The 15,267-nt window shown below is 72.0% G+C and carries 17 protein-coding genes; 12 read left to right on the forward strand and 5 right to left on the reverse strand.

The features are described from left to right. The first annotated feature begins 41 nt into the window (after window positions 1–41). Window positions 42–1,505, forward strand: coding sequence for an argininosuccinate lyase (argH, locus tag ACFYPG_RS20635; protein WP_357201303.1), 1,464 nt, complete (start codon window positions 42–44; stop codon window positions 1,503–1,505). 43 nt (window positions 1,506–1,548) lie between these two features. Here the strand turns inward: argH and ACFYPG_RS20640 are convergent, their stop codons facing one another. The 3 genes from ACFYPG_RS20640 to ACFYPG_RS20650 form a co-directional block, all read right to left on the reverse strand. Then, window positions 1,549–1,902 carry an MmcQ/YjbR family DNA-binding protein gene (locus ACFYPG_RS20640; protein WP_387353409.1) on the reverse strand — a complete coding sequence of 118 codons (354 nt, stop codon included), beginning with the start codon at window positions 1,900–1,902 and terminating at the stop codon, window positions 1,549–1,551. An 81-nt stretch (window positions 1,903–1,983) separates the two neighbouring features. Continuing rightward, window positions 1,984–2,409, reverse strand: coding sequence for a DNA-binding protein (locus ACFYPG_RS20645; protein WP_387353411.1), 426 nt, complete (start codon window positions 2,407–2,409; stop codon window positions 1,984–1,986). A gap of 86 nt (window positions 2,410–2,495) precedes the next feature. After that, window positions 2,496–2,951, reverse strand: a complete 456-nt coding sequence (locus ACFYPG_RS20650) for a hypothetical protein (RefSeq protein ID WP_355009154.1) — start codon at window positions 2,949–2,951, stop codon at window positions 2,496–2,498. Between the two features lie 184 nt (window positions 2,952–3,135). On the opposite strand from ACFYPG_RS20650, the gene ACFYPG_RS20655 reads away from it, so the two are divergent. From ACFYPG_RS20655 to ACFYPG_RS20675, 5 genes are all read left to right on the forward strand, one after another. Beyond that, a complete protein-coding gene (locus tag ACFYPG_RS20655) occupies window positions 3,136–3,777 on the forward strand; it encodes a DNA-3-methyladenine glycosylase (protein WP_355009153.1) in 642 nt (213 codons plus the stop codon). A gap of 86 nt (window positions 3,778–3,863) precedes the next feature. Then, the gene (locus tag ACFYPG_RS20660; protein WP_387353413.1) at window positions 3,864–4,949 is read left to right on the forward strand and encodes a WD40/YVTN/BNR-like repeat-containing protein; all 1,086 of its coding nucleotides are present in this window, start codon (window positions 3,864–3,866) and stop codon (window positions 4,947–4,949) included. A gap of 2 nt (window positions 4,950–4,951) precedes the next feature. Further along, window positions 4,952–5,227: a ubiquitin-like small modifier protein 1 gene (locus ACFYPG_RS20665; RefSeq protein WP_355009151.1), complete on the forward strand. Its 276-nt coding sequence runs from the start codon at window positions 4,952–4,954 to the stop codon at window positions 5,225–5,227. 145 nt (window positions 5,228–5,372) lie between these two features. Continuing rightward, window positions 5,373–6,515, forward strand: a complete 1,143-nt coding sequence (locus tag ACFYPG_RS20670; RefSeq protein ID WP_387353415.1) for an LLM class flavin-dependent oxidoreductase — start codon at window positions 5,373–5,375, stop codon at window positions 6,513–6,515. Next, window positions 6,512–7,147 (forward strand): FMN reductase, encoded by a 636-nt coding sequence (locus ACFYPG_RS20675; RefSeq protein WP_355009149.1) that lies wholly within the window; start codon window positions 6,512–6,514, stop codon window positions 7,145–7,147. The genes ACFYPG_RS20670 and ACFYPG_RS20675 overlap by 4 nt, the downstream gene beginning before the upstream one ends. Here the strand turns inward: ACFYPG_RS20675 and ACFYPG_RS20680 are convergent. Then, the gene (locus ACFYPG_RS20680; RefSeq protein WP_387353417.1) at window positions 7,140–8,012 is read right to left on the reverse strand and encodes a universal stress protein; all 873 of its coding nucleotides are present in this window, start codon (window positions 8,010–8,012) and stop codon (window positions 7,140–7,142) included. The two genes, ACFYPG_RS20675 and ACFYPG_RS20680, sit on opposite strands and share 8 nt — an antisense overlap. Window positions 8,013–8,139: 127 nt before the next feature. On the opposite strand from ACFYPG_RS20680, the gene ACFYPG_RS20685 reads away from it, so the two are divergent. From ACFYPG_RS20685 to ACFYPG_RS20705, 5 genes are all read left to right on the forward strand, one after another. Further along, complete coding sequence (locus ACFYPG_RS20685) at window positions 8,140–8,640, forward strand: ArsR/SmtB family transcription factor (RefSeq protein WP_387353419.1); 501 nt, start codon at window positions 8,140–8,142, stop codon at window positions 8,638–8,640. A gap of 48 nt (window positions 8,641–8,688) precedes the next feature. After that, window positions 8,689–10,164, forward strand: a complete 1,476-nt coding sequence (locus ACFYPG_RS20690) for a serine hydrolase domain-containing protein (RefSeq protein ID WP_387353421.1) — start codon at window positions 8,689–8,691, stop codon at window positions 10,162–10,164. Between the two features lie 46 nt (window positions 10,165–10,210). Next, complete coding sequence (locus tag ACFYPG_RS20695) at window positions 10,211–10,711, forward strand: GNAT family N-acetyltransferase (protein ID WP_387353423.1); 501 nt, start codon at window positions 10,211–10,213, stop codon at window positions 10,709–10,711. A 9-nt stretch (window positions 10,712–10,720) separates the two neighbouring features. Further along, window positions 10,721–11,362 carry a hypothetical protein gene (locus tag ACFYPG_RS20700; protein WP_355009144.1) on the forward strand — a complete coding sequence of 214 codons (642 nt, stop codon included), beginning with the start codon at window positions 10,721–10,723 and terminating at the stop codon, window positions 11,360–11,362. Between the two features lie 177 nt (window positions 11,363–11,539). After that, window positions 11,540–12,877 (forward strand): hemolysin family protein, encoded by a 1,338-nt coding sequence (locus tag ACFYPG_RS20705; protein ID WP_387353424.1) that lies wholly within the window; start codon window positions 11,540–11,542, stop codon window positions 12,875–12,877. A gap of 22 nt (window positions 12,878–12,899) precedes the next feature. Here ACFYPG_RS20705 and ACFYPG_RS20710 read toward each other — a convergent pair whose 3' ends face one another. Beyond that, complete coding sequence (locus ACFYPG_RS20710; RefSeq protein WP_355009142.1) at window positions 12,900–13,289, reverse strand: PaaI family thioesterase; 390 nt, start codon at window positions 13,287–13,289, stop codon at window positions 12,900–12,902. A 99-nt stretch (window positions 13,290–13,388) separates the two neighbouring features. Here ACFYPG_RS20710 and tyrS point away from each other — a divergent pair, with 99 nt between their 5' ends. Beyond that, window positions 13,389–14,681 carry a tyrosine--tRNA ligase gene (gene tyrS, locus ACFYPG_RS20715; RefSeq protein WP_355009238.1) on the forward strand — a complete coding sequence of 431 codons (1,293 nt, stop codon included), beginning with the start codon at window positions 13,389–13,391 and terminating at the stop codon, window positions 14,679–14,681. Window positions 14,682–15,267: the final 586 nt, after the last annotated feature.

Raw genomic sequence — 15,267 nt, forward strand, 5'->3', positions numbered from 1 at the left:
GCGGGCCCCGCAGTCGCGACCGAAAGGCAACCAACGCAATGATGGGCGACGTGGACGACAAGAGCCTGACCGAGAACAGCGCCGCCACCAACCGGACGAGCCTCTGGGGCGGCCGGTTCGCGGGCGGCCCCGCCGAGGCGCTCGCCCGACTGTCGGTGAGCGTGCAGTTCGACTGGCGCCTGGCCCCGTACGACATCGCCGGTTCGCGGGCGCACGCCCGGGTCCTGGCCGGCGCCGGCCTGCTCGATCCGGAGGAACTGGGCCGGATGCTGGCCGCGCTGGACGACCTGGAGGCCGCCTGCGCCTCCGGAACGTTCCGCCCCACCATCGACGACGAGGACGTGCACACCGCGCTGGAGCGCGGTCTGCTGGAGCGTCTCGGCAGCCTCGGTGGCAAGCTGCGCGCCGGCCGGTCCCGCAACGACCAGGTCGCCACCGACCTGCGGCTCTACCTGCGCGACCACGCCCGGGGCGTGGCCAGCCGCCTGGTCGAGTTGGCGGAGGCGCTGGTCGAGCAGGCCGAGCGGCACATCGACACCGCCGCGCCGGGCATGACCCACCTCCAGCACGCCCAGCCGGTCACCTTCGGGCACTGGCTGCTCGCCCACGTGCAGCCGCTGCTGCGCGACCTCGAACGGCTGCGCGACTGGGACCACCGGGCGGCGATCAGCCCGCTCGGCGCGGGCGCCCTCGCCGGTTCGGGGCTCCCACTGGACCCGGTGGCGGTGGCCAAGGAGTTGGGCTTCCGTACGTCGTTCGCCAACTCGATGGACGCCGTCGCCGACCGGGACTTCGTGGCCGAGTTCCTCTTCACCACCGCCCTGATCGGGGTGCACCTGTCCCGGCTCGGCGAGGAGGTGGTGCTCTGGACCTCGCACGAGTTCGGCTGGGTGGAGCTGGACGACTCCTTCGCCACCGGCTCGTCGATCATGCCGCAGAAGAAGAACGCGGACATCGCCGAGCTGGCCCGGGGCAAGTCCGGGCGTCTGGTCGGCGGCCTGATGACAGTGCTCACCATGCTCAAGGGCCTGCCGATGACCTACGACCGGGACATGCAGGAGGACAAGGAGCCGGCCTTCGACGCGGTCGACACCCTGGAGCTGCTGCTTCCGGCCCTGGCGGGAATGATCTCCACGATGACGGTCCGGGTGGACCGCCTCGTCGCCGCCGCCCCGGTCGGCTTCTCCCTCGCCACCGAGGTCGCCGACTGGCTGGTCCGACGCAATGTGCCGTTCCGCGACGCGCACGAGATCACCGGCCAGTTGGTGGCGCTCTGCGCTGCTCGGGAGTGCGAGCTCAACGACGTCTCCGACGAGGACCTGGCCACGATCAGCGGGCACCTCGACCCGTCGGTGCGCGACGTGCTCTCGGTCCGTTCGGCTCTCGCGGCCCGGACCACCCCTGGTTCCACCGGCCCCGGCCCGGTCGCCGACCAGCTCGCCGCCGCGGCGGACCGGCTGGCCGGCTGGCGGGAGTGGGCCACCGAGCGGGTCGTTCCGCGCTGAGCCGTGCCGTGGCGTCGGCGCCTGCCGCCGGCGCCGCGGCGGTTCAGGCCGTCGGGCGCTCCCGCCTGGGGAGCTTGGCCACCACCATGTCGTACGACGAGTCGACAGCCTCGGTCAGCTCGTCGTCGTCGATCCCGCCGTTGAGGCGCAGCGTGTTCCACCCGGACCGGCCGATGTAGGCCATCACGCTGGCGTCGTCGGGGTGCCGGTGCAGCCACTCGTCGGCCGCCTCCCGGGTCGCCCCGCACTTGATGCCGACTGTCGGCTTGCCGCTGTCGCTGCCGAGGAACGCGAAGATCCGGCTGCCCACCTTCACCACCTCGTCGCCCTCCCACGGCTGGTCCAGCCACGCTCCCGGCTTGGCCAGGCAGTACGCCAGCATCTCCGCGCGCTCCATGGGTGCCTCCTCGTCGTGCGCACAGTCTGCCCGCCCGACTGCTGTGGCACACGCGCCGTGCCGGTCCGACCGGAGCGGTCGTCAGGAGGTCTGCTCGGCCGAGCGGGCGGCGACCCGCTCGTAGCGCTGCCGGGCCGCCTGCGCGCTGCCCAACCCCAGCCCGTACGCGATCGCCTGCCAGGTCAGCCCCCGGTCGCGGGCCAGCGTCAGCAGGCCGGCCTCCAGTGCGTCCAGTTCGGCGCGGACGTGGGGCAACAGGGTCAGCGCGGCGGTCAGGTCGGCGGCGTCGATCGGCTCCTCAGCGGGTTCGCGCTCGGCCCCGCCGGCGGCCAGCGCGGTGACCAGGGCGACCGCCTCCCACGGGTCGAGCACGTACGGGTGGGCCCACCGGCCCCGCCGGGTGTCGGTGCCGGCGTGCCGCTCGCTGATCCGCTGTAACGCCTCGTGGGTGCGGTGGGTGCGGGCTCGGCCCGGGTCCGGCGCGGTGAAGATGTCCTCGGTCGTCATACCCCGAGCACATCCTATGAACGCATAATTGTCAACAGATTGTTGAAGCCCGGCGGCACGGGGATGCCGTGCCGCCGGGCGACGCCTCAGCGCACCAGGTTGAACTGGCGCTCGCCGAAGATGGGCGTGCAGTACGGGTCACAGGGGCTCGCGGTCACCACACCGAACGCGACGCCCGCTGCGAACGGACGCTCGACCGGGATCACCGCGACCCGCACCTCCTGGGTGCCCTCCGCGCAGGTGACCCTCCGAACCGTCGTGCCCGCGCGCATCGTCTGGCCGACCGCCTGCGCGACCTTGACCGTGACGTCGAACTCGAGGGCCTTCGAGCAGGTCACGGTGACCGGCACGATCGCCGCCGCGCCGTTCGCCTCGATCTTGCCCGTTGCGCCGACCGCGATCGTGGGCAGCGCCGCGTTGTCAGCCTGCGCCGCGGCCCGCAGCGGGACGCTCGCGCTGGCCGACGGGGTGAAGGCCAGGGTCGCGGCTGCCGCGATCAGGCCGGTGGCGATCAGTGGTAGCCGGATGCTCCGTACGGTCATGGTGAATTCCTCCCGTGATGTCGTCGCCCCGTGCGACGACATCGGGAACACTCCCGAGCCGAGGGTCCGGTTTCACTGTTCGGCCGACTGTCTGGTGTGCGACGTGAGTCTTGTTCGGGCCGCCGCTCAGTGGTCGGCGCGCCCGGCCGGGTGCCGGGGAACCGGGATGGGTACGGTCGGAGTCATGGCCCTGTCGTCCGGTGACCGCAGCACCGACACCGACCTGGCGGCGCTGGCGGACCTGCTCGCCGGTCCGGTGCTGCCGGCGGCGCGGGGGCTGCTGGGCTGCCGGCTGTACGCCGGCGGGGTCACCGTCCGGATCACCGAGGTCGAGGCGTACGCGGGCAGTGGCGGCGATCCCGCCTCGCACGCCCATCGGGGCCGCACCCCGCGCAACGCCGTGATGTTCGGCCCCGCCGGGCACGCCTACGTCTACTTCACCTACGGCATGCACTGGTGCGTGAACGTGGTCACCGGGGTCGAGGGAGAGGCTTCCGCCGTGCTGCTGCGCGCCGGCGCGGTGGTCGACGGGCTGGCCACGGCACGGGAGCGCCGGCCGGCCGTCCGGCGGGAGGTGGATCTGGCCCGCGGGCCCGCCCGGCTCTGCTCCGCGCTCGGCATCGACCGTGAGGCGTACGGGGCGGACCTGCTCGGCGACGGCCCGGTCCGTCTGCGGCCGCCGGCCGATCCGGTGCCGCCGGAGACGGTGGTGGCGGGTCCCCGGGTCGGGGTGACCGGCGCGCACGATCTGCCTTGGCGGTTCTGGCTGGACGGCGACCCGACGGTCAGCGCGTACCGCCGGCACGTGCCGCGCGTCCGAAGCTGACCGACCTGCGGCGTGTGGGCGGCGGGGGTTGTCGGAGGGTGTGGCCATAATCACCGGACCTGCTCACCGACGGTTCGGAGGACGTCATGGCGACACTGCTCGCGATCGGCACAGCCAAGGGATTGTTTCTCGCCACCAGCACCGACGAGCGGCGCAATTGGGAGATCACTGGTCCGCACTTTCCGATGACGGGTGTCTACGCGGTCGCCGTCGACACCCGACGTTCCACCCCGCGGCTGCTCGCCGGCATGACCAGCTCCCACTTCGGCCCCAGCGTCGCCACCAGCGACGACCTCGGCGCTTCCTGGGACGAGCCCGACCAGGCGCCGGTCGCGTTTCCAGCCGACACCGGCGTCTCCCTCGGCCGGGTGTGGCAGTTGACGCCGGCCGGCCCCGACGAGCCGGACGTGGTCTGGGCCGGCACCGAGCCCTCGGCGTTGTTCAGGTCCAGCGACGGTGGCCGCAGCTTCGAGCTGGTCCGTTCCCTCTGGGACCATCCGCACCGCCCGCAGTGGGAGGGCGGCTTCGGTGGTCAGGCCGTGCACACGGTGCTGCCTCACCCGCGTGACCCGGCTCGGCTGCTGGTCGCCATGTCCACCGGTGGGGTCTACCGCTCGGAGGACGCGGGCGCGAGCTGGGCGCCGGGCAACACCGGCATCCGCGCCTACTTCATGCCCGACGAGTGGCCGGAGTTCGGCCAGTGCGTGCACAAGGTCGCCCGGGACGCGGCCAACCCCGAGCGGCTGTACGCGCAGAACCACCACGGCGTCTACCGTTCCGACGACGACGGGCGCACCTGGTCCTCGATCGCCGACGGGCTGCCCAGCGACTTCGGCTTCCCGATGGTGGCCCACCCGGGGCGCGGCGGCACGGTGTGGACCTTCCCGTTGGTGGCCGACGGCGAGCGGTTCCCGACCGACCACCGCTGCCGGGTGTTCCGTTCCGTCGACGCCGGCGGCAAGTGGGAGCCGCTGTCGGTGGGGCTGCCCGAGGGCCCGTTCTATCCGGCGGTGCTGCGCGACGCGATGTGCGCCGACGACGCCAGCCCCGGTGGGGTCTATTTCGGCACCCGCTCCGGCTCGGTCTTCGCCAGCCGCGACGAGGGTGACTCCTGGTCCCTGATCGCGGCGCACCTGCCCGACGTGCTCTGCGTCCGCGCCGCGGAGGTCTGAGCGTGGTCACCGTGCTGCTGCCCGGCCCGCTGCGCGGCGAGGCCGGGGGCGCGAGTCGGCTGACCGTCACCGCCGCCGGGACGCTGCGGGCGATCCTCGACGAGATGGCCGTCGCGCACCCCCGGCTGGGCCGGCGCATCCGCGACGAGCGTGGTGAGCTGCGCCGCTACGTCAACGTCTTCGTCGACGGGGAAGACTGTCGGCACTCCGGTGGCCTGGCCACCCCCGTCAAGGACGGCGCGGAGGTGCAGGTGCTGCCGTCGGTCGCGGGCGGCTGACCGTTCTGCGACCCGTTGTCCGGTCAGGGGCGTGACCGGCGCCACTGCGAGGCGTACCGCCGACGGAATAGTTGCGTCGTCAAATAAGTTGTGAGCTGCGTCCGGGTACCACGACGGCATCCGGTTGACACGCGAGGAGCTGGTCATGCAGTTCGGAATCTTCACCGTCGGTGACGTCACGGTCGATCCGACCACCGGTCGGGAGCCGACCGAGCGTGAGCGGATCAAGGCGATGGTCGCCATCGCGTTGAAGGCCGAGGAGGTCGGCCTGGATGTCTTCGCCACCGGCGAGCACCACAACCCGCCGTTCGTGCCGTCGTCACCTACCACCATGCTCGGGTACATCGCGGCGCGTACCGAGCGGCTGCTGCTGTCCACCGCCACCACGCTGATCACCACGAACGACCCGGTGAAGATCGCCGAGGACTACGCGATGCTCCAGCACCTCTCCGACGGCCGGGTGGACCTCATGATGGGCCGCGGCAACACCGGCCCGGTCTACCCCTGGTTCGGCAAGGACATCCGCGCCGGCATCCCCCTGGCCATCGAGAACTACGACCTGCTGCACCGGCTGTGGCGCGAGGACGTGGTCGACTGGAAGGGCAAGTACCGCACCCCACTGCAGTCGTTCACCTCGACGCCGCGCCCGCTCGACGGCGTGCCCCCGTTCGTCTGGCACGGCTCGATCCGCAGCCCGGAGATCGCCGAGCAGGCCGCCTACTACGGTGACGGCTTCTTCGCCAACCACATCTTCTGGCCCAAGGAGCACACCCAGCGGATGATCGCGCTCTACCGCCAGCGGTACGCGCACTACGGCCACGGCTCCGCCGACCAGGCCATCGTCGGCCTCGGTGGGCAGGTGTTCATGCGCCGCAACTCGCAGGACGCGGTCCGGGAGTTCCGGCCCTACTTCGACAACGCCCCGGTCTACGGGCACGGGCCGTCGCTGGAGGACTTCACCCGGGAGACCCCGCTGACCGTGGGCAGCCCGCAGCAGGTCATCGACCGTACGCTCGGCTTCCGGGAGTACGTCGGTGACTACCAGCGGCAGCTGTTCCTGATGGACCACGCCGGGTTGCCGCTGAAGACCGTGCTGGAGCAGCTGGACCTGCTCGGCGAGGAGGTCGTGCCGGTGCTGCGCAAGGAGTTCGCCGCGAGACGTCCGGCGCACGTGCCGGCGGCGCCGACGCACGCCTCGCTGGTCGCCGCCGCGGGCGGCGGCAAGGACAGCACAGTGCACGCCGTCGACGACGTGACGGGCAAGGCACCGGAGGGGGCGACCCGATGACCCACCGCACCCTGGCCGTGATCTCGGCGGGGCTGAGTCAGCCCTCGTCGACCCGGCTGCTCGCCGACCAGCTCGCCGCGGCCACCCGCGACGAGTTGGTCCGGCGCGGCTCCGACGTGCAGCTGCACGTCGTCGACCTGCGCGAGTACGCCCACGACGTGGTGAACAACATGCTCACCGGGTTCGCGCCGGCAGCGCTGCGCGAGGTCGTCGACACGGTGACCGGGGCGGACGGGCTCATCGCCGTCACCCCGATCTTCAGCGCCTCGTACAACGGGCTGTTCAAGTCCTTCTTCGACGTGTTGGATTCCGAGTCGCTCGTCGACCGGCCGGTGCTGATCGGCGCGACCGGCGGCACCGCCCGGCACTCGTTGGCACTGGAGCACGCCGTCCGCCCGATGTTCGCCTACCTTCGGTCGGTGGTCGTCCCGACGGCGGTCTTCGCCGCTCCGGAGGACTGGTCCGACGGCACCGCCGACGGCGCGTTGCGCGCCCGGATCCGGCGCGCCGCCGGGGAGTTGGCCGACCAGATCGAGCGGCGGCCGCCGGCCACCGGGCCGGCCGATCCGTTCGCCCTCACCACCGACTTCCTGCAGATGCTCGGCCGAGGCGACGGAGCGCCGGTCAGCTGACCGGGTGGGCGACCAGCACCGGGCAGTGCGCGTGCTGGATCGCCGCCTGACTGACCGACCCGAGCAACAGACCGGTGAAACCGGCCCGGCCCCGGGTGCCCACGACCAGCAGCGCCGCCGTGCCGCTGGCCTCGATGAGCCCCTGGGCCGCGCCGGCCGCCCGGACCGGATGCTCGCGCACCACCAGGTCGGGGTGTTCGGCGCGCACCACGGCGGAAGCGCCGGCCAGGAGTCGCACCACGTCGGCCTGGTACGCGGCATGCGACTCCTCGATCTCCTCCGGCACCGTCCGGGCCCCGTCCGCAGGACCGACGTGCACCAGCACCAGCGGCACGTCCCGCAGCGCCGCCTCGTCGGCGCCCAGGCCCACGGCGAGCCGGGACGACTCGGACCCGTCCACGCCGACCAGCACCGGGCCGTCCACCGGGATCGGCTGCTCGTCCGGGCGGACCACCAGCACCGGGCAGTGGGCGTGCGCGGCCACCTGCGCGCCGACCGAGCCGAGCAGCAGCCCGGTGAACCCGCCCAGACCACGGCTGCCCACCACCACCAGCTCCGCCCGGCGGGACTCCTCGATCATGGTGGCCCCCGGGCCCCCGAGGACCTGACGCACCTCGGCGGCGAGGCCGGGCCACCGGTCGGTCAGCTCGGCCGCCGTGCGCTCCAGCATCTGCTGCGCCTCCGCGGAGGGCGGGGGCACCCCGATGTCGTACGGGTTGAGCGGCACGCCGTAGCCGGACGGATGCAGGTACCCGTGTACCAGGAGCAGCGGTCGAGACCGGAGCACGGCGGCCCGCGCCGCGTGTTCGGCGGCGACGAGGCTGGACGGCGATCCGTCCACGCCCACCACGACAGGTCGGTTCATCGGCGCTCCCTGGGTCGGTCAGGCCATTGTCGACCGCTCGGCCGCACCGTAAGGGCCGGACGCGCCGGTTCCGGACTCGCGGCGTCCGACACTTGCACGTAATTACGTATGTTCGTAGTATCGACGCATGGACTCCGTGGAAGATCGGCTCGCCGCGCTGGAGGCACAGGTTGCCGCGTTGAGCGAGCGGCCCGCCGCCGCGCCGCCACCACCCGCGCCAGAGGGCACCTTCTGGGCACTCGACGGCCTCAAGCAGCGCCTGCCACCCGACGGGTCGGGCGCGGTGCTCTACACCGGCACCGTTCGCGTCGCTGGCCAGCACTACGACTGGCAGTACGGCCGCACCGTCGACGACCTGCTCGCCGCCGACTGGACGGACCTGCCCAGCACCCTCTCCGCGTTGGCCCACCCGGTGCGGCTGCGGCTCCTGCGGGAGATCCTCGGCGGCCGGCAGAGCACCAGCGAGCTGGCCGAGATCGAGGAGTTGGGCACCACCGGCCAACTGCATCACCACCTGCGCCAGATCACCGCCGCCGGTTGGCTGCGCAGCGCCGGCCGAGGCCGGTACGCGGTCCCCGCCGAACGCGTGGTGCCGTTGCTGGCCATCCTCACCGCCGCCGGCCGCTGACCAGACGCGGCCCGGCCGCCCATCCGACGACCCCACGGAGGAACCACCATGCGCCGGACGACAGTCACCGTCCTCGCCGTCGCGCTGATCGTCGGCCTGGTCGGGGTGGCGTTGATGCCCCGGGTGCCCCGACTCGGCGGGCAGAGCACCGGCGACCGCGACCTGGCCGCCGCCGCCCGTTCGGCCACGCCCGACCAGTCAGGGCTGCGCGGGCTCGCCGTCGCCCTGGTCGAGAACGGCCGGATCCGCACCGCCGGACTGGGTGACCGGGACCTCGCCGGTCGACCCGTGGAGCCGGGCACCCCGTTCGAGATCGGCTCGGTCACCAAGGCGTTAACCGGCATGCTCCTCGCCGACCAGGTCGCCGCCGGTGTCGTCGGCCCGGACGACCGGCTCGGCGCCACCTGGCCCGAGATCACCGGCCCCGCCCGCGACGTCACGCTCGCCGAACTCGCCAGCCACCGCGCCGGCCTGCCCCGGCTGGCCCCCGGCTCCCCCCTGGGGTGGGCACGCATCCTCTGGTCCAACGTCTCCGGCGCAAACCCCTACGCCGGGCAGGGCGTCGACGCCGTTCGCAGCGCCACCGACCGGGTCGACACCGACGACGACGAGCGCGGCGAGGTCCACTACTCCAACCTCGGGCCGTCCGTGCTCGGCCACGCGCTCGCCGCGAAGGCCGGCGTCGCGTACCCCGAGTTGCTGCACGACCGGCTGCTACGGCCGCTCGACATGACGGCCACCACTGTCGCCACCCGCATCGACGACCTGCCGGCCGATCGCGCCCAGGGCAGCCGGGCCGGCGGCCGGCCGCTCGACCCGTGGGCAGGAGCCGGCTACGCCCCGGCCGGCGCCGGCCCCTGGTCGACGGCCGAGGATCTGGGCAGGTTGCTCGCCGCGACTCTCGCCGGCACCGCACCCGGTGCCGACGCCGCCACCGCCCGTTTCCGCGAGGACGACGACACCCGCATCGGGTACGGCTGGTTCACCACCCGGCACGGCGACCGCGAGATCGTCTGGCACAACGGCGCTACCGGCGGTTTCCGGTCCTACGTCGGCCTCGAACGGGCGACCGGGCGGGCGGTGGTGGTGCTCGGCAACACGGACAAGGGCGTCGAGCCGATCGGGCTGCGGCTGCTCGGGGTGCCACCGAAGGAGGCCGACTCGGCGACGTCGATGGTGCTGCCGTGGATCGGCGCCGGCCTCGCGGTTGCCTTCACCTTCCTCGGCGGCCTCTCCCTTCTCGGCACCGCCCGCCGTCGCCAACTGGACCAGGTGACGTTGCTGGCGGCGGCGGTCTGGGCGTTCGCCTACCTCGGCCTGGGGCACCGAATGGGGGACTGGTCGATGGTGCCGGCCTGGCTGTGGCCGCTCGGCGCCGGCCTGTCGGCGGCGGGGGTGGCCCTGGCGGCGACCCGGTGGCGCGCCCTGCCGGTGGTCGACGCGCGGGTGCCGTGGCGTCGACTGCTGTCGGTGGCGAGTTCCCTGGGCGCCGCCGTGCTGGCGGTCGTGGCCGTCGTCGGCTGACTCCACGCCTCGGCGCGTCGTCACCGCCGTTACGTACCCTCGGCCGATGACCTCCGATCTGCTGCTGCGCCCGGTCCGTGAGGACGACCTCGTCGAGTTCTTCCTGCACCAGCAGGACCCGAAGGCCAACCGGATGGCCGCGTTCGGCCCGAAGGACCCGTCCGACCGTCGGGAGTTCGCCGCACACTGGGCCCGGGTGCTCACCAACCCGCAGAACCTGGTCCGCACCGCCGAGGTCGACGGCGAGGTGGTCGGCTACGTGACAGCCTTCCCGGTCGGCGACCAGATCGAGGTCAGCTACTGGATCGACCCGGCACGTTGGGGTCGGGGCCACGCCACGTCGGCCCTGGCCGCCCTGCTGCGCGAGCTGCCCCGGCCGGTGCACGCCCGCGCCGCCAAGGACAACGCCGCCTCCCTCGCGGTGCTCCGCAAGTGCGGGTTCGTGGTGATCGGTGAAGACTCGGGGTACGCCAACGGCCGCGGCGAAGACGTCGAGGAGTGGCTGTTGGAGCTGCCCGCCGACGCCTCTGACCTGGGCGGGCACTAGTCTCGCGGCGTGAACTGGTTGGATCTCGTCGGCTGGGCCGGCTCCGCGGTGCTGGTCTGGTCGCTGCTGCAGTCGCGCATCCTGCGGCTCCGGGCGCTCAACCTCGTCGGCTGCTTCGTGCTGATCGGCTACAACGCCGCGATCGAGGTCTGGCCCGGCGTCGGGCTCAACGTCGTGCTCGCGGTGATCAACATCTGGTACCTGCGCGGGATGCTCGCCACCCGGCACGACGAGAAGACCTACCAGGTGGTGGAGGTCGGCGTCGGCGACCAGTTCCTCGCGCACACGCTGCGGGTGCACGCCGCCGACATCACCCGGTTCAACCCCGGCTTCCACTGGGACCCGGACGCGTCGGGGCGCTCGGCGTTCCTGGTGGTCACCGCTGACGAGGTGGTCGGCGTGGTGCTGTCGCACGCCGAGGCGCCCGGTGTCGCCCAGATCGACCTGGACTACGTGACCCCGAAATTCCGGGACTTCACCCCGGGCGAGTTCGTCTACCGGCGCAGCCACCTGTTCACCGAACGGGGCTTCCACCGGGTGGTCAGCCCGCCCCGGATGGTGGCCCCCTACTACCACCGGCTCGGCTTCCGCCCGGACGGCGACTCGTACGTCCTCGACCTGCCGGCGTCGCCAACGCCCCAGTCGGCCTGACCCACCGATGCCCCACTCGGCGTAGCGTCACCGTCGTCCGGTTCGGCGTAGCCTCGCCGGAGCAGGATTCGGCCGGCGCCGGACGGGGCAAAGACACGCCTACGCCGGGCGGGCTCGCCGACCGGCGGGTGCCGCGCGGGGCAGCCGGTGCCACCACCACGAGGGAGCGAACCGGGCGTGCAGAGCTACGGGAGCCAACTGGCCCTGGTCGGAGTCCTGGTCGTGATCAACGCGCTCTTCGCGGGCAGCGAGATGGCGTTGGTGTCGCTGCGAGACAGCCAGATCCAGCGGCTGGAGCGCACCAGCCGGGCCGGACGGGTGCTGGCCCGGCTCGCCAAGGACCCGAACCGCTTCCTGGCCACCATCCAGATCGGCATCACCCTCGCCGGCTTCCTGGCCTCCGCCGCCGCGGCGGTCTCGCTGGCGAAACCCCTGGTGCCGCTGCTCGGGGCCTTCGGCAGCGCCGCCGAGACGGTGGCGATCGTGGCGGTCACCCTCGCGCTGACCTTCGTCACCCTGGTCTTCGGCGAGCTGGCGCCCAAGCGGATCGCCATGCAGTCCGCCGAGCGGTGGGCGCTGCTGGTGGCCCGCCCGCTCGACCTGCTCGCCAGCCTCACCCGGCCGGCCGTCTGGGCCCTCGGCGCCACCAGCGACGTGGTGGTCCGCCTGGTCGGGCTCAACCCCAAACACGAGCCGGAGGAGATCGGCCCGGACGAGCTGCGCGACATCGTCGCCGGCAACCACGGCTTCACCAAGGAGCAGCGCACCATCATCGCGGGTGCCGTGGAGATCGCCGACCGGCGGTTGCGGGCTGTCCTCGTACCCCGGTTGCAGGTCTTCACGCTCGACAGCGGGACCACGGCGGAGGCCGCGCGGCTCGTGCTGGCCGCCACCGGGCACTCCCGGGCTCCGGTCGTGCGCCACGGCGGCCTGGACGACACGGCCGGGGTGATCCACCTGCGTGACCTGGTGGGTGTGCCCGACGACCGTCCGGTCGACGAGATCGCCCGACCGCCGATGCTGCTGCCCGACTCGCTGCCGGTGGTGGAGGCGCTGCGCCAGTTCAAGGCCGAGCGTCAGCACATCGCGCTCGTCGTGGACGAGCGCGGCGCCGTCGACGGCATCGTGACGCTGGAGGACATCCTGGAGGAGATCGTCGGTGAGATCTACGACGAGACCGACCGGGACGTGCGCTCGGTGCGGCGTGAACCCGACGGTGCGCTGGTGCTGCCCGGCACCTTCCCGGTGCACGACCTGCCGGACATCGGCGTGGAGCTGCCGTCGCGCCCGGCCGGTGACTACACGACAGTCGCCGGGCTGGTGCTGGCCCGGCTCGGGCACATCCCCACCGTCGCCGGGGAGGACGTCACGCTCGACGGTTGGGTGCTGATGGTGGCCGGCATCGACCACCGGGCGATCACCGAGGTACGGCTCAGCCGTGTACCCGATGAAGCCGACGGCGACGGCGACACCGACCAGCCCGCGGAGCCGGTGCTGGACGAGGCCCGCAGTTGACCGGTGCGGCGAACGCCGTCGCTCAGGCGGGCGAGAGGTTCTGCAGCCGGACCTGACCACGGGCGACCAGCTGCTCGTCGGCGTCGGTGATCTCCACCTGCCAGAGCTGCTGGCTGCGGCCCCGGTGCACCGGGGTGCCGATCGCCCTCAGCTCGCCCTCCCGGACGGCCCGCAGGAAGTCGGTCTGGTTCGACACCCCGACCACAGTGCCCCGGTCGGCCAGCCAGAGGGCGCCACCCACGCTGGCCGCGGTCTCCACGACCGAGCAGTACACCCCGCCGTGCTGGATGCCGAACGGCTGGTGCAGCTGCGGGCCGACCTGCCAGCTGATGACCACCCGGTCGGCGCTGGCCTCCTCGAACTTGAGGCCGAGCAGGGCGACGAAGCCGCCCGTCAGGTCCGGAATCTCCATGGCAAGGCCCTCCTCGATCAACTGGCGCAAGCCTAGCCGGGGCGGGTTGGGCCAAACCCGGTATGGGTTGGTGCCGGCGATGGGGGAGAATCGGTGACCGTGACCGACAGCAGCCCTCCGCCGTCTGGGCGGGACTCCCTGACCGATGACCTGCTCTGGCGTGGCCTGATACAGGACTCGACCGGCCTCGACGAGCTGCGCGAGCTGCTCGACGGTGGGAAGTCCGCCACGTACTACGTGGGCTTCGACCCCACCGCGGCGAGCCTGCACGTCGGCAACCTCATGCAGGTCCTCATGGCCCGCCGGCTGCAACTCGCCGGCCATCGCCCGTTGCTGCTGGTCGGCGGCGCTACGGGGCAGATCGGTGACCCGAAGGAGAGCGCCGAGCGGGCGCTCAACCCGACCGAGGTGATCGCCGGCTGGGTCGAGCGGATCCGCGATCAGCTCGCGCCCTTCGTGTCGTACTCCGGCGAGAACGCGGCGCAGTTGGTCAACAACCTGGACTGGACCGGCGAGATGTCGATCGTCGAGTTCCTCCGCGACGTGGGCAAACACTTCCCGGTGAACAAGATGCTCGCGCGGGAGGTGGTGCGGGCCCGGCTGGAGACCGGCATCAGCTACACCGAGTTCAGCTACCAACTGCTCCAGGCCAACGACTTCTTCGAGCTGCACCGCCGGCACGGCTGTCAGCTCCAGTTCGGTGGCTCCGACCAGTGGGGCAACATCACCGCCGGCGTCGACTACGTACGCCGACGGGGCGCGGGGCCGGTGCAGGCCTTCACCACGCCGCTCGTCACCAAGTCCGACGGTACGAAGTTCGGTAAGAGCGAGGGCGGTGCTGTCTGGCTCGACCCGACGATGACCAGCCCGTACTCCTTCTACCAGTTCTGGCTCAACGTCGAGGACCAGGAGGTCGACCGCTACCTGCGGTACTTCAGCTTCCGCACCCGCGACGAGCTGGAAGAGCTGGCCAAGGCGACAGCCGAGCGGCCGGCGGCCCGCCTGGCGCAGCGGGCGCTCGCCGAGGAGCTGACCACACTGGTGCACGGTGCCGACGAGACCCGACAGGCGATCGCCGCCAGTCAGGCGCTCTTCGGCCGCGGATCGTTGGACGAGCTGTCGCCGGAGACCCTGCGCGCGGCCCTCGCCGAGGCGGGCCTCGTACGCCTCACCGGCGAATTGCCGGATGTGGCGGGTCTACTGCGGGACTCCGGTCTGGTGAGTGGCCTCAAGGAGGCTCGGCGGGTGATCGCCGAGGGCGGCGCCTACGTCAACAACAACCGGGTGACCGCTGTGGACGCCGGGGTGTCGCCGACCGACCTGCTGCATGGGCGATACCTGGTGCTGCGCCGGGGGAAGCGCTCGTTCGCGGGCGTTGAGCTGGGCGAATAGCCACCTGTCGACGATGTGACGGGGGACGCGTCCGGCGGATTTGACGATCATCCCGCCGGACGCGTAACTTTCTCTCTGCCAGCGCGGAACGGACGAAACAGGCGAAAGCCTGAAGCGGCCGGAGCGCAGGCCAACGGCCTGGGGGTCGGGTGGGCACGCCCACCGGAGCCCCAACCGGGAGGTGCCGCCAGAAACGCCGCGAGGCGGATTTGGCGCTGCGAAACCGACCGGGTATGGTTACGAACCGGCAGGGCACCGGGCGGGTCGCGGGAAATCGCGACGGCCGGCCTGCCGAATCCATGACGAGAGCGGCTCAAGCCGGTTGCGACATGGTGCCCGCTTTATCGGGTTGAAGCATGACGAACCGCGAAATATCGGTTTGACAGGGCGGAAACGAGCGGGTAACGTAGTAAAAGTGCCTGGCGCTGAAAGCGCGGGGCGCGGAGTGTGGAAAAGCCCCGTGATGGGTGCCACTGAGTGTGGTGCTTTGATCGGTGTGTGGTTGTTCTTTGAGAACTCAACAGGGTGCTTGTAAAGCCAGTGCCAATTATGATTTATACCCCGGACTGGTCAGTTTTTGCTGGCT

It is taken from the genome of Micromonospora sp. NPDC005553, assembly GCF_042871765.1.
Classification (GTDB): Bacteria; Actinomycetota; Actinomycetes; order Mycobacteriales; family Micromonosporaceae; genus Micromonospora.